Here is a 12,960-nt window from a genome sequence, read left to right as displayed (position 1 = left end):
TGCTGGAGGCTATTTATTATGCAAACTCAAGAACCCTTACAAGAAATTCGTCAAACGATTTTACTAAATGCGCCAATAGAAAAGGTTTGGAAAGCTGTTGCCACGGCAGAAGGAATGGCAGCCTGGTGGATGCCTAGTACATTTGAGCCTGTTGTTGGGCATGAATTCATCCTGCATGCTGGACAATTCGGAGATTCTCCTTGTAAAGTAACTGAAGTTGATCCTCCGAATCGTGTTGGTTTTAATTGGGGGAAGGATTGGCATCTTGCTTTTGAACTGAAAGAAATCGAAGGGAAAACGGAATTTACCTTGATTCATTCTGGATGGGACCCTGAAAAAGTTACTGAATTTGGACAACCACATCCAATCGTACGCGGCTTTATGAATAGCGGCTGGGAAAAAATCGTCCAAGAAAAACTTCCTGCTTATATCGAGGCTTAATATGCCGGTTGCTGAAGCAGGACATGATGTATTTCAAGCGATAGCAGATCCTACCCGCCGCAGTCTGCTAAAGCTGCTCGCTAATAAGGAAATGTCTATAGCATCTATTACGGATTGCTACCCGATCAGCCGAACCGCTGTTAATAAGCATTTACAGGTATTGTCCGATGCGCAGCTTGTTAGCAGTCAGAAAGTCGGACGGGAGACCCGGTATAAGCTTCAGCCAGAACCTTTGCTGGAGCTGCAAGATTGGCTTGCCTTTTTTGAAGGTTACTGGGCTAATAAATTGTTTGCGCTTAAAGAATATGTTGAGGCTGACTCAGATGAGAAGTGATAAACCGGGTGGCGTGAGATCGCGCTCCCCGGTTTTTTGTGTTGTTTAAATTCAGTTTATAAAAGGGAGTTACCATCACAATACAAACTAAAACGTTGGAGGAATTGTAATGGTAAATGAACGCAAAAAAATAATTGAGCCCAACCCTGGAGATTGGGCCGTCGAAGCGCGTGGGCTCGTCAAAACGTTTGGTGACAATCGCGCAGTTGATGGAGTAAATCTGAACGTTAAGGCAGGCACGATTTACGGCGTTCTTGGTCCCAATGGGGCAGGAAAGACGACGGTAATTCGGATGCTGGCTACGTTACTTCGTCCGGATGCGGGGGCGGCGCGAATCTTCGGGCATGATGTGGTAAAGGAGTCGCAGATTGTCCGGCAATTGATAGGGGTTACGGGACAATATGCTTCTGTGGATGAGTCACTTAGTGCTACAGAGAATCTGATTATCTTTTCACGTCTTTTAGGGTTAGGGCGGGCAGAGGCGCGGCAAAAGGCAGCGGAGTTGTTAGAAGAGTTTGGTCTGACGGAGGCGGCGAAACGGCCGCTTCGAAATTTCTCTGGCGGTATGCGCCGACGTCTGGATCTTGCAGCGAGTCTGATTGCCCAGCCCCCGCTTATCTTTTTGGATGAACCAACAACAGGTCTGGACCCACGGACACGTTCGCAAATGTGGGATACCATTCGTCGGTTGGTGAACACAGGATCAACAGTGCTGTTAACTACACAGTATCTTGAGGAAGCCGATCAGCTGGCAGATCGCATTGCAGTTATTGATCATGGCCATGTCGTTGCAGAAGGCACCGTGGATGAGCTAAAAGCTTCAGTGGGCACCACCTCGCTGCACTTAAAAGTCCAAAATCTTAAAGATATCGCTCAAGCGCGCCGGATTGTGGAACATGTGCTGCATATCCAGTCTATTGTGCCGAATGAGGCTGGAAAAATTACTGCACCGATGGCGAACGCTGATTTAGTCACTGATTTGCTTATTGCACTCCGCGAAGCGGGGATTCCACTCGCAGAGATGAGTGTGCAGAAACCGACGCTTGATGAAGTGTTTTTGACGATCACTGGCCATGGAGTTACGGATGAGGCATCCCAAGCATCACAAGAATCAATGAATAAGGAGGCAGCAAGAGCATGAGTATGAGAACTTCTATTATTAGTCCAGGTGCGACCCGACAATTGAAAAACCATACGAGCTTCAAACAATCTGTTCGTAACTCGTTAACGATGGCTTATCGCGGGATATTGAAAATCCGTCGCACACCCGAGCAATTGTTCGACGTAACGCTGCAGCCAATTATTTTCACACTAATGTTTACTTATATTTTTGGTGGAGCCATATCAGGAGATGTAGTGAGCTATTTGCCCGTTATTATTCCTGGTATTCTAGTGCAGACTGTAATCACGACCTCCATCGTCACTGGTGTCCAACTGCGGGAAGACATGGATAAAGGGGTGTTTGACCGCTTTAAGTCATTGCCGATTGCCCGAATAGCCCCATTAGCCGGAGCTTTGTTGGCAGATACGATTCGATATACGATCGCTACTGTGCTTACTTTTGTCATGGGTTATATTATGGGTTACCGACCTGATGGCGGTCTGGAGCATGTCGCAATTGCTGCGCTTTTGGTTATTGTCTGCTCCTGGTCGATTAGCTGGATTTTCGCTTTCTTTGGTGTGATTGCGCGAACCGCTTCCAGCGTACAAGGGATATCAATGATTGTGTTGTTCCCACTCACGTTTCTATCCAACGCCTTCGTGCCTGTAGATACGATGCCTAACTGGCTGCAATGGTTTGTCAAAGTCAATCCAATCTCGCATCTTGTGTCAGCTGTCCGTGAGCTTGCTAACTCTGGAACCGTAGGTTGGGATTTTGCTATTTCACTTATCGGAGCCGCTGTGATTGTTGCGGTTTTTGCACCTATCACTGTGCGTGCATATATGCGCCGGACATAATTAGAGAGATGAAGAAGCGGCAGAAATGCCGTTTTTTTTGTGTTTTTTTAGCATGTTAAAAAAGCCGTGATCTAAGGATATCCCAAGATTACGGCTTGAATTTGTTGAGTAGGGACTTGCAAAGAGGCCTTTTTAGAATTAATAATCTTTTTTAAAGAAAGTATGAATTAAATTGGAAACCGATCTATCATACAATATTTTAGCCGTTTCCTCATTTTGAATATGTCCCCCTAAATGCAGATGAATGACGCCATGCAATGACGCCCACACCAGGTTCACAACAAGCAGAGGGTCTTTTTCGTTAATAAATCCTTGTTCGATGGCTTCTGTAATAAGGGCTATCACTTGTTGTAGTGCCGTAAAGATAGCATGTAAGCTTTCCTCCTCCGGTTTGAATTCGCTAAAGGCTCCTCCGAACATAACCATATAATAGCTAGTATGATTCCGTGAGAAATCCCAATAAGCTTGTCCAAGCTCGCGAAGATATAAATTTAGATTGTCTTGTTTTGGAACCGCTTGAAAGGCAGCAGCCAACAATTTACACCCTTGCAGAAAAAGCTCCTTCGCTAAACCTTCCTTGTTTCCAAACAAGTTATAAATGATTTTTGTGGGACATTCCATTTTTTCAGCAACCTTACGGATGGTTACACCTTCGGGTCCGGATTCATGCATAATGGCCGCAGCGGCTTCGATAATGTTCAGTCTTAATATTTCCGCATGCCGTTGCTTTGCTTTTGGGTAGGTTGTAACGGATTCAGCATCTATAGAAGATATTTTGGACGATTTTTGCATGTAGTTTCACTTCCTTAGAACTTTACTTTAGCTTTTTTTAGATAGCCGTTATTTCTAACCCTTATTTTACTGATGTAGAAGAGAAATAGCCAATAATTAAATGTGTAGAACTTTATTTGACAACACAACCTCACTTGGATACAATGATTCTTATTGAAACATTGTTTCTAAATGGTCGTTAAAGGGAGAGAGGATAGCAATGATTACAATTCAAAATAAATGGACGTTGATTACCGGAGCTTCTTCGGGTATAGGTGAAGCGTTTGCTCGAGAACTTGCAGTCAAAGGAAGTCACTTAATTTTAGTCGCCCGTTCTGAAGATAAACTGATTGCTTTAGCGGAAAAATTAAAACGAGAATTTCAAATTCAAGCGGAGGTTCTAGTTGCTGATTTATCTCAAGAAGGTTCCCCTGACAGGCTCTATCAACAATGTGTAGAACGTGGCTTGAACGTTGATATTCTTATTAATAATGCAGGTTTTGCTACGCATGGGCTTTTTGAACAACTATCTGGTTCGAGACAACATGAAGAAGTGATGCTAAATGTTTTGGCGGTTGTAGATCTGACCCATTTGTTTTTGCCAGAGATGTTAAATAGAAAAAGTGGAGTGATTATAAACGTTGCATCAACAGCTGCATTTCAACCTCTCCCTAATATGGCTGTATATGGAGCGACAAAAGCTTTTGTATTATCATTTACTCAAGCGCTATGGGAGGAAAATCGGAAACGGGGCGTACAATTTCTTGCGTTATGTCCGGGGTCTACGGAAACAGAATTTTTTAATGTCGTGGGAGCCGATGAGGCTTCGGTAGGGAAACGAGACACGCCAGAAAATGTCGTTCAAGTGGCTCTTCGGTCGCTTCAGGCTAAAAAAGTATTTGTTGTCCCAGGATTTACAAACTATATTTCTGCTCAAATGTCACGTTTTTTCACACGTAAACAAATGCTTTATTTTGTTGGACGCATGCTCCGTACACGACATTAATAGGTCAACGTATTCAAGTTGGTGTATTCGTTAGCAATAATTAACTATTTTATTGATTATAAAAAAACAACAAAACAGCGGTTCTCCCCATTATGGGAGAACCGCTGTTTTGTGTTTTGACTTGCTGACTTTGACTCCGTTCGCTTGAATTTACATCACCAACATCACCAACATCACCAACATCACCAACATCATCATCACCAACATCATCATCACCAACATCAACAATATACATCTAATCACATCGCCGACTCATAATCATCCACTGTGGTACGGACCCAGATGATGTTATTAGCATGTTTTTCGCAGTTCTAGCGTAGTTTCGGACTCCAGTGCAGCTATTCCCTAGAAGTGGGCTCGAAAGTGGTGATTTGTGCGCCAATAGGTGCATTGGAGTCCGATAGGATCAGAAAAGTGGGGAATTTCTGCGAATAAGGTCAACTGAGTCCGATAGTAGCTCGTCCAGGGTAATTAACTAACTAATGTATTAAGGTTCAATAAAAAGGAAAACAAACCAGCGTTGGTTTGTTGCTTCAATAGATAATGGGGCAAGGAAGGCTAACGGACCCCAATGGCGTTATTAGTATGTTTTTCGCAGTTCTAGCGTAGTTTCGGACTCCAGTGCAGCTATTCCCTAGAAGTAGGTTCGAATATGGTGATTTGTGCGCCAATAGGTGCATTGGAGTCCGATAGGATCAGCAAAATGGGGAATTTCTGCGAATAAGGTCAACTGAGTCCGATAGTAGCTCGTCCGGCAAAGTAAGGGGAAGTAAACACCTATGTTCTTGCAGTCAGCCTTATTGTATTAAGGTTCAATAAAAAGGACAACAAACCAGCGTTGGTTTGTTGCTTCAATAGATAATGGGGCAAGGAAGGCTAACGGACCCCAATGGCGTTATTAGTATGTTTTTCGCAGTTCTAGCGTAGTTTCGGACTCCAGTGCAGCTATTCCCTAGAAGTAGGTTCGAATATGGTGATTTGTGCGCCAATAGGTGCATTGGAGTCCGATAGGATCAGCAAAATGGGGAATTTCTGCGAATAAGGTCAACTGAGTCCGATAGTAGCTCGTCCGGCAAAGTAAGGGGAAGTAAACACCTATGTTCTTGCAGTCAACCTTATTGTATTAAGGTTCAATAAAAAGGAAAACAAACCAGCGTTGGTTTGTTGCTTCAATAGATAATGGGGCAAGGAAGGCTAACGGACCCCAATGGCGTTATTAGTATGTTTTTCGCAGTTCCAGCGCAGTTTCGGACTCCAGTGCAGCTATTCCCTAGAAAGGGCCCTAAATATGATGTTTTGTGCGCCAATAGGTGCATTGGGGTCCGATAGAACCTGAAAAGTAGTAAAATGCCTCGAATAACGCCAACTGAGTCCGATAGTACCTCATCCGCCAAACTAAGAGTAGGTAAACGTCACCGTCTATGCACACAGCCTACTAGTAAACACCATCGTCCCCGCAAACACTACTGGCCTGCACCTTCGTATACCTAACCCCGTATTGGAAGCTACCTCATGCGCAGACAGCAATTGTGATTTTATCAAGGAAGGTTCGGTCCTCAAATTATGTTGGCCTATTTTTCCATTAACTACTTCATCTGTCGTAGTAATTATGTTATACTGCAACTACTACGACAGATGAAGTAATCATGGGGGGATATTTTTGATCAGCAGTGATGTTATACGCGGCTACAATGATACGATGATCCTCTACATGCTGCTGGACGGGGAATCTTACGGGTACGAGATTTCCAAAAATATCAGGCAGTTAACACAGGAGAAATATGTTATGAAAGAGACAACATTATATTCTGCCTTCACCCGACTGGAGAAAAACGGGTACATAGAATCCTTTTATCTGGATGAGAGTCTTGGCAAGCGGCGTACGTATTACCGGATTACCCCTTTGGGTCTCGCCTATTACCGAGAAAAATGTGAGGAATGGAAGGTTACACAGCAAGTTGTAAACCAATTTATCAAGGAGTGGTGATAGAGCATGGAGACGATCATAGTATATCTGGATAATATGTTTGCGGGTCTGCCAAAGACTCCGGAACTGGAACATCTGAAGCAAGAGCTGCTATCAGGGATGGAGGAGAAGTACCTGGAGCTGAAGCTTGCTGGCAAGTCGGAGAATGAGGCGATTGGTATCGTCATATCGGAATTCGGCAATATTGAAGAGCTGACAGCGGAGCTTGGCATCGATCCAGTTGCGCCAGAACAGGCTATTCCGGTGCTGACGGAAGAAGAGGTTTACGCTTATGCGGCGGCCAGACGAAGCGCTGGATTATGGACGGGGATCGGCGTTTTTCTCTGCGCATGCGGAGTGGCGTTTTTGATCACCCTGGATACAATATTTGAAAATAAGGCTGTTATGAGTGATAAAGGTTCGATGCTGGGGCTGGTCGGAATGTTCGTGCTGGTCGCTATCGCGGTCGGGATGTTTATACACAGCGGAATGAAGCTGGATCGCTTTAAGAGTCTGGAGCAAGGCTTTCAGCTGCCTTATGCTCTAAAAATGGCGCTTCAACGCAGCCAAAGTCTTTATGCTCCGACTTACCGTCTTTCTCTGATTACAGGAGTCTGCCTATGCGTGCTGTCGCCGGCTTTTATCTTTACCACTAGCTATGTCAACGATGACTATGCTCCCTATGGAGTCGCTGCTTTTCTGTTTATTGCAGCTGTGGCGGTGTTTTTGTTCATCTATTACGGGAATATCCAGGGTACTTATACGAAGTTGCTGGAGGAGCCGAATATCACTGCAGAGAAGCAGGAAGAGAACCGATTTGTTGGAGTTGTTGGGGCTGTATTATGGCCTTTGGCGACGGCGATTTTTCTGTTCACGGGTTTTGTCTATGGGCGCTGGGACGTCAATTGGGCAGTATTCCCAATTGCTGGAGTTCTATCCGGCATGTTAAGCAATGTTCATCATGTTCTGAAACGTAAAGATATCTCCTGATGGTGTTAACTGCACTTGTACATTCCTGAACTAGATAGATTATATGTAAGGTATTCTACCAGTTGATTTTGCTGGAAGAATGCCTTTTTTTGTTGGATTTTAACAGGTGAGCTAAATGAGCCCTTTAATATTTTGACATTTAAATTTTAAGTACGGACTTGGACATATGTTGAGAGAAAGAGAATATGAATATACAACAATAATCTTGTTAAAGAGGCGACAATACATTAACTAGTTAGGAGAAATGATCGATGGAATTCGAACTGGGCAGCATTTTGAAACTAGTAAAACGTAGGCTGCTGTTCATTATTGTATTATGTATCGCTGCAGTCGGGCTCGCTGGTAGTGTTAGCTATTATGTTTTACAGCCGAAATACGAGGCGACAGCTTCTATACTTATTCAAGGAGACAGGCAGCAGAAAGCAATTAATGACATTATGGCCGGACAAAAGCTGGTAACCACTTACGGGGAGATCATTCGAAGCAGCAGGATAGCGGAAGAGGTTGTCAGAAAGCTGCAGCTAAAAATGACAGCGGAAGAGTTACTCAAAAATGTGAAGACAAGAACCAATAGTGAATCACTCGTAACAACGGTAATTGTGACCAATTCAAAAGCTCAACGGGCAACAGATATCGCGAATGGCTTCGGAGAAGCCTTTAATGCGAATATTCAATCGATTATGGGAGTGGAGAATGTTGTATTTCTCGACCGTGCCAAGGTTCCTTCTGATCCTGTCTCACCTAAGCCGGTCTTCAATATGGCTGTTGCCTTCGGATTGGCGCTGATTACCGGGATCGCAATCTCTATCCTCCGGGAAATGATGGAGAAACCCGTGAGAAGTGCCAAAGATATTCAGCTTGATTTGCAGCTTCCGCTTCTGGGAACCGTGGGCAAATTGAAGCCACGTAAACGGCGGAATAAAGCGAAAACCAAATCAGCAGAAGGAGCCACAAGTTATGAAGAAGAAAACGCCAAAATTATATTGCCTGGAACAACCGAAGTCATCTAACGGAGATCAATTCCGAAGCATACGCTCCAATATTCGTTATACCCGCGTTGGTGGAGAGATCCGCTCTTTATTAGTCACAAGCTCGCTTCCGGATGAAGGGAAATCAACGGTAGCGATAAACCTGGCGATTGCCATGGCAGAAGCTGGTAAGACAGTTCTACTCATTGATGGGGATCTACGTACGCCAACGGTGCATAAGGCATTTGATCTGCCTAATTGGATCGGGCTTAGCAGTATCTTAGTGGATCATACCCGCTTAGAGGATTGCATTATTTCTATTGAGGAAGCAGAAGGTTTGTCTGTATTGACCTCTGGTCCGATTTCACCAAATCCCGCTGAATTACTAGGCTCTGAAGGAATGAAGCGATTATTTACAGAGCTGAGCGTGCGTTTTGATACGATTGTCATCGACTCATCCTCTGTATTAATGCCATTTTCGGATGCCCTTATTTTGGCAACGATGACTGAGGGGGTATTGCTAGTTGTGAAATCCGGAAAAGTACTCTTAAAGCACACGAGTTCTGCCAAGCACTTGCTAGAGCAGCAGGGAGCACATTTGCTGGGAGCCGTATTGAATTATCGGAAAAAGAGCAGGCGTTCCAAGATTCGTGGTGAAGATTTTGCCGAGTGGGCCTCTTCTTCAGGAATGGTCTGACGTCTATGTCATTTGCTTCTCTTCGTTATTTGCTCGGGAATATCACTTACGCTGGTGCTCAATTTGTGATTGTGATCCTGCTGAATAAATTCGGGTCATCGGCAATCGTGGGGCAATATTCGCTAGGGCTTGCAGTTACTGCTCCGATCTTTATGCTGTCGCATCTACATCTTCGTTCCGTATTAATCGTTGATTCATCGGGGAAATACAGTTTTGGAGACTTTCTGGGCTTACGGCTGATAACAACCGCCCTTGCGTTTACGATTACCGCAGGTTTTTGCATAATGAGTGGTTTGGATTGGAATACAGCATTGGTTATTTTCTTCATCGGTCTGTATAGAATCGTTGAATCAATCAGTGATATTTTATTAGGCATCGTTCAAAAGGAGGAGAGATTAGATCAAATCTCAATCTCCAGAATGGCAAAAGGGTTATTCTCCATTCTAATCTTCATCCTCGTATTTATCCCTACACAGAGCCTTATTCTTGCCTTGTTAGTCATGATTATCGGATGGTTAGCGATAACGATTGGATATGATGCTCGTAAAGCGAGAATATACACTTCTCTCAGGCCACTCTTCAACAAAAGAAGCCTATGGAGTTTACTGATCGTCAGTTCACCGCTAGGCGTGGTGTTGGCGTTGATGTCGTTAAATACGAATATCCCATTATACGCGATTTCCTATTTTAAAGGGGAGCATGACTTAGGTATTTATGCTTCACTCTCATATATGATTGTTGCCTGTAATGTTGTCGTCACCGCACTTGGTGAAGCCATAACACCACGTCTTGCCAGGTGGCATTCAGCCGGGAGACACAAGGAGTTTGTCACTTTACTCAGCCGAATGATAGCGATGGGTTTGGGTTTTAGTTCGGTGGCTTGTTTGATAGGGTGGTTGTTTGGACACAAGCTGTTAACCTTATTATTCAGTTCAGACGTGGCAGGAGAGTTAGGGTTGTTTCATTGGCTGCTGGCGTCCACCATGCTGGTATTTATTTCATCCTACCTGTGGTACGCCATAACGGCTACCGGAAGGTACAAAGCCCAGATTCCATTGTTTCTGTGCACAGCATTCACTAATGGCTTATGTTGTCTGATCTTCGTACCTCATTACGGGGTAGTAGGTGCTGCGATGGGAGCTAGTTCGTCGTTATTTGTACAGATGATTGGCAGTGTAGTTGTGCTGTATCGTGTCATCGGAAAGGTAAGAAATCGGGAACAGTCGGAAGCGGCAGCATAAGTTCTTTGTTTTATAGGAAAGTAGGAAAGTAGGAAAGTAGGAACTTGTATGACATCTGTATCTGTTGTAGGGAAGCCCTACACCATGCATAATTTATTTCTGTTTGCGGTCATGGGGTATATCATATGCCTTCCGGCACAGTTTGATTTTGGTGGAGCCTTCCGTATCGCCCCGTCGGATCTCTTCTTAATGTTAGGTTTGTTTGCCGCTGGATTCCATCTCAAATTGGACCGGAGGATATTCAGTTCATGGCATTGGGGCATGTTGTTCATTTTTGTTCTAGCTTCCTTTGTATCCATTTGGCGCAACGGCTTCATAACCCAATACGCCTTACTGCAAAAAGATATTGGATTCATACTCCTATTGTTGACCTACATCATGCTTGTGCAAGCCGTAGATAGCTGGGAACGGTTATATAAGATGCTCCGATTTTTCCTGATCAGTGTGCTGCTCTTAAATGGTGTTGCCCTATTCGCTTTTTTCAGCGGAGTAAAGGTTCCGTTTATGGTGCAAGACGGGCGGTTGTCCGGCATGTTAATTGATCCCAATGCATACGGGGGATTGCTGGTGACGGCTTTTGCCATTCATATCATGACGAGTGGGGAGAAGATAAAGCTGCTGCGGGGATGGGTCAGCATACTAGCGACGATAAGCTTAGCCGGGGGCATTATGATGACTTTCTCGCGCTCGTCATGGATTGGTCTCTTCCTTGTATTACTTACACTTTTGATTACCAAACCTTCCAGACTGCTCAAGATCGGAATGGGGTTTGGTGTGGCTTTTATAGCTCTGCTGCTGTATAAAGGCACCGCTTATCTAAATGTGCTGGAGTCTATGTCCAGCAGACCTTCCCAGATCCAGTCGCGTCTTGACATCATTGACAAAGCGGTGGATTGGATCGCACAAAGTCCATTATTAGGCATTGGGCTTGGTTCCTATAATTACGAACTGCGCATTATTATCCACAACACGCCAATATGGTTTTTGACTGAATTCGGCTTATTGGGCTTGATTGTATATGGAGGATTTATGATTTGGTTCTTCATTGTGGGTATCCGTTCTTATCGTGCAGCAGATCCCATTCATAGGCCAATTATTATGGCATTGCTGTTGTCCCATGCGGCGATGATTGGGTTATCGATGGGTATTGAGGCGTTATTCCAGCGGTATTGGTGGTTCATGATGGCGATGAACGGAGCTTGCATCCGGTTAACAGACAAAAACCTGAAAGGAGAGATGCCCTATCGAACCCAACACGTTGAACGGTCAACTGGGCGCAAGCTTCGACAACGAGCAGAGCAACCTCAATAAAAGCTCAAGTAAGGACATCGGGAGTATTCCAGCTGAGGGTGGCTTACAAGCAAAGGTTGCTTTTGTAGCCTCCATATATGGGCATTTCGAGAGTTTTCATTTACCTTACATGGTGTTATTGCTGCAAAAAGGGTGTGAAGTCCATGCTTACGCTCAGCCGGGCGAAGCCAGACAGCGCTTGGAACAGCGGGGAATTGTATGTCACGACGTACCTATACAACGAAGTCCTTTACAGTTGAAGAATTGGACGGCTCTGCGGATCTTAACGAAAAGCTTCCAAGCGGAAAAATTTCAGTTCGTCCATGTACATACACCAGTGGCTTCGATTCTCGGACGGATTGCAGCCCATAGAGCAGGTGTCCCTAGCGTATTGTATACAGCTCATGGTTTTCATTTTTTTAAAGGTGCTCCTTTTCTGAATTGGATGCTTTATTATCCGTTGGAGTATTTGATGGCACGTTGGACGGATGTACTGATCACCATTAATAGTGAAGATTATGAGCGTGCTCTGAAATTCCCTGTGCGAAAAAGAGTAACTTATGTGAGCGGAGTCGGGCTTGATCTTCAGGTATACGGTAGCGGTGAGGGGGATGATGAAATTGCAAAAATGAAGGGGGTAAGTCGTCACCAGCTATTTGATTTACCTAAGAGTGACAATGATAATCCTTCATTCGTTGTTCTCTGCGTCGCTGAGTTAAATGCTAACAAAAACCAAAAACAGTTGATCGAAGCACTACATCATTTGGGTGATCAAGCAAGCGATATTCATCTAGCATTCGCAGGTACAGGTCCTTTCGAGCAAACCCTTATAGAACTTGCTACTCGGTTAGAGGTTAGGGATCAGGTGCATTTTCTGGGGTTCCGAAGAGATATACCGGATTTGCTACAAGCGTGTGATGTTGCGGCACTTGTGTCCTATCGTGAGGGGTTACCCCGGGCGATTATGGAGGCGATGGCAGCAGGCAAACCCGTGATCGGCACACATATTCGGGGCATTCGCGATTTGATTGAGCATGAGTCAACGGGCATGTTGGTTCCAGTGGATGATATTGCCGCTACGGCAAAAGCACTGGTTCAACTGCGAGCGGACGCAGCTTTGACCGCAGCAATGGGTAAGGCGAACAAGGACAGGATTATTCGCTATGGATTGCCAGCGGTGCTTCGTGAAATGGACTCGATTTATATAGAAGCGCTGAAAGAACCAGGGATAAAGTCTTTTCCGTCTGAATTACAACCGGGTCTGACAGCAGATAGATAATTCTTTCTCGCATATACG

The 12,960-nt window shown here is 44.6% G+C and carries 14 protein-coding genes; 12 read left to right on the top strand and 2 right to left on the bottom strand.

The window, feature by feature from the left end; translation table 11 throughout:
• Positions 1–18: 18 nt before the first annotated feature.
• The 4 genes from MHH46_RS18475 (at position 19) to MHH46_RS18460 (ending at position 2,734) form a co-directional block, all read left to right on the top strand.
• On the top strand, positions 19–441 hold the full coding sequence (locus MHH46_RS18475) for an SRPBCC domain-containing protein (protein WP_076129854.1): 423 nt from the start codon (positions 19–21) through the stop codon (positions 439–441).
• Position 442: 1 nt separating this feature from the next.
• Complete coding sequence (locus MHH46_RS18470) at positions 443–775, top strand: helix-turn-helix transcriptional regulator (RefSeq protein WP_038571799.1); 333 nt, start codon at positions 443–445, stop codon at positions 773–775.
• A 109-nt stretch (positions 776–884) separates the two neighbouring features.
• Complete coding sequence (locus MHH46_RS18465) at positions 885–1,916, top strand: ATP-binding cassette domain-containing protein (RefSeq protein ID WP_076191003.1); 1,032 nt, start codon at positions 885–887, stop codon at positions 1,914–1,916.
• Positions 1,917–1,918: 2 nt separating this feature from the next.
• Complete coding sequence (locus MHH46_RS18460) at positions 1,919–2,734, top strand: ABC transporter permease (RefSeq protein WP_076191054.1); 816 nt, start codon at positions 1,919–1,921, stop codon at positions 2,732–2,734.
• A gap of 138 nt (positions 2,735–2,872) precedes the next feature.
• Here the strand turns inward: MHH46_RS18460 and MHH46_RS18455 are convergent, their stop codons facing one another.
• The gene (locus tag MHH46_RS18455; protein WP_076129856.1) at positions 2,873–3,526 is read right to left on the bottom strand and encodes a TetR/AcrR family transcriptional regulator; all 654 of its coding nucleotides are present in this window, start codon (positions 3,524–3,526) and stop codon (positions 2,873–2,875) included.
• Between the two features lie 199 nt (positions 3,527–3,725).
• On the opposite strand from MHH46_RS18455, the gene MHH46_RS18450 reads away from it, so the two are divergent.
• Positions 3,726–4,511 carry an SDR family oxidoreductase gene (locus MHH46_RS18450; protein ID WP_076191006.1) on the top strand — a complete coding sequence of 262 codons (786 nt, stop codon included), beginning with the start codon at positions 3,726–3,728 and terminating at the stop codon, positions 4,509–4,511.
• A 49-nt stretch (positions 4,512–4,560) separates the two neighbouring features.
• Here the strand turns inward: MHH46_RS18450 and MHH46_RS18445 are convergent, their stop codons facing one another.
• Complete coding sequence (locus tag MHH46_RS18445; RefSeq protein ID WP_076191009.1) at positions 4,561–4,746, bottom strand: hypothetical protein; 186 nt, start codon at positions 4,744–4,746, stop codon at positions 4,561–4,563.
• Between the two features lie 1,425 nt (positions 4,747–6,171).
• Between MHH46_RS18445 and MHH46_RS18440 the strand changes: the two genes are divergently transcribed.
• The 7 genes from MHH46_RS18440 (at position 6,172) to MHH46_RS18410 (ending at position 12,942) form a co-directional block, all read left to right on the top strand.
• Positions 6,172–6,498 (top strand): PadR family transcriptional regulator, encoded by a 327-nt coding sequence (locus MHH46_RS18440; RefSeq protein ID WP_076129753.1) that lies wholly within the window; start codon positions 6,172–6,174, stop codon positions 6,496–6,498.
• Positions 6,499–6,504: 6 nt separating this feature from the next.
• Positions 6,505–7,467, top strand: coding sequence for a permease prefix domain 1-containing protein (locus MHH46_RS18435; RefSeq protein WP_076129752.1), 963 nt, complete (start codon positions 6,505–6,507; stop codon positions 7,465–7,467).
• 251 nt (positions 7,468–7,718) lie between these two features.
• Positions 7,719–8,477 (top strand): YveK family protein, encoded by a 759-nt coding sequence (locus MHH46_RS18430; protein ID WP_076194867.1) that lies wholly within the window; start codon positions 7,719–7,721, stop codon positions 8,475–8,477.
• The gene (locus MHH46_RS18425; RefSeq protein WP_076129750.1) at positions 8,425–9,132 is read left to right on the top strand and encodes a CpsD/CapB family tyrosine-protein kinase; all 708 of its coding nucleotides are present in this window, start codon (positions 8,425–8,427) and stop codon (positions 9,130–9,132) included. The genes MHH46_RS18430 and MHH46_RS18425 overlap by 53 nt, the downstream gene beginning before the upstream one ends.
• 5 nt (positions 9,133–9,137) lie before the next feature.
• Positions 9,138–10,373, top strand: a complete 1,236-nt coding sequence (locus MHH46_RS18420) for an oligosaccharide flippase family protein (protein WP_076194869.1) — start codon at positions 9,138–9,140, stop codon at positions 10,371–10,373.
• A gap of 48 nt (positions 10,374–10,421) precedes the next feature.
• Positions 10,422–11,684: an O-antigen ligase gene (locus tag MHH46_RS18415; protein ID WP_081387638.1), complete on the top strand. Its 1,263-nt coding sequence runs from the start codon at positions 10,422–10,424 to the stop codon at positions 11,682–11,684.
• Positions 11,632–12,942 (top strand): glycosyltransferase family 4 protein, encoded by a 1,311-nt coding sequence (locus MHH46_RS18410; RefSeq protein ID WP_081387982.1) that lies wholly within the window; start codon positions 11,632–11,634, stop codon positions 12,940–12,942. Before MHH46_RS18415 ends, MHH46_RS18410 begins: the two co-directional genes overlap by 53 nt.
• Positions 12,943–12,960: the final 18 nt, after the last annotated feature.

This window comes from Paenibacillus sp. FSL H8-0175 (assembly GCF_045040615.1).
In the GTDB taxonomy this organism is placed as follows: Bacteria; Bacillota; Bacilli; order Paenibacillales; family Paenibacillaceae; genus Paenibacillus_AQ; species Paenibacillus_AQ odorifer.
The sequence above is the reverse complement of the archived record's forward strand: the minus strand, read 5'-3'. Positions and strand labels throughout refer to the sequence as shown.

What these genes read in the sequence shown, in the direction of transcription:
- MHH46_RS18475 (WP_076129854.1), top strand. Translation starts at nt 19, where the DNA reads ATGCAAACTCAAGAACCCTTACAAGAAATTCGTCAAACGATTTTACTA.
- MHH46_RS18470 (WP_038571799.1), top strand. Translation starts at nt 443, where the DNA reads ATGCCGGTTGCTGAAGCAGGACATGATGTATTTCAAGCGATAGCAGAT.
- MHH46_RS18465 (WP_076191003.1), top strand. Translation starts at nt 885, where the DNA reads ATGGTAAATGAACGCAAAAAAATAATTGAGCCCAACCCTGGAGATTGG.
- MHH46_RS18460 (WP_076191054.1), top strand. Translation starts at nt 1,919, where the DNA reads ATGAGAACTTCTATTATTAGTCCAGGTGCGACCCGACAATTGAAAAAC.
- MHH46_RS18455 (WP_076129856.1), bottom strand. Translation starts at nt 3,526, where the DNA reads ATGCAAAAATCGTCCAAAATATCTTCTATAGATGCTGAATCCGTTACA.
- MHH46_RS18450 (WP_076191006.1), top strand. Translation starts at nt 3,726, where the DNA reads ATGATTACAATTCAAAATAAATGGACGTTGATTACCGGAGCTTCTTCG.
- MHH46_RS18445 (WP_076191009.1), bottom strand. Translation starts at nt 4,746, where the DNA reads ATGTATATTGTTGATGTTGGTGATGATGATGTTGGTGATGATGATGTT.
- MHH46_RS18435 (WP_076129752.1), top strand. Translation starts at nt 6,505, where the DNA reads ATGGAGACGATCATAGTATATCTGGATAATATGTTTGCGGGTCTGCCA.
- MHH46_RS18430 (WP_076194867.1), top strand. Translation starts at nt 7,719, where the DNA reads ATGGAATTCGAACTGGGCAGCATTTTGAAACTAGTAAAACGTAGGCTG.
- MHH46_RS18425 (WP_076129750.1), top strand. Translation starts at nt 8,425, where the DNA reads ATGAAGAAGAAAACGCCAAAATTATATTGCCTGGAACAACCGAAGTCA.
- MHH46_RS18420 (WP_076194869.1), top strand. Translation starts at nt 9,138, where the DNA reads ATGTCATTTGCTTCTCTTCGTTATTTGCTCGGGAATATCACTTACGCT.
- MHH46_RS18415 (WP_081387638.1), top strand. Translation starts at nt 10,422, where the DNA reads ATGACATCTGTATCTGTTGTAGGGAAGCCCTACACCATGCATAATTTA.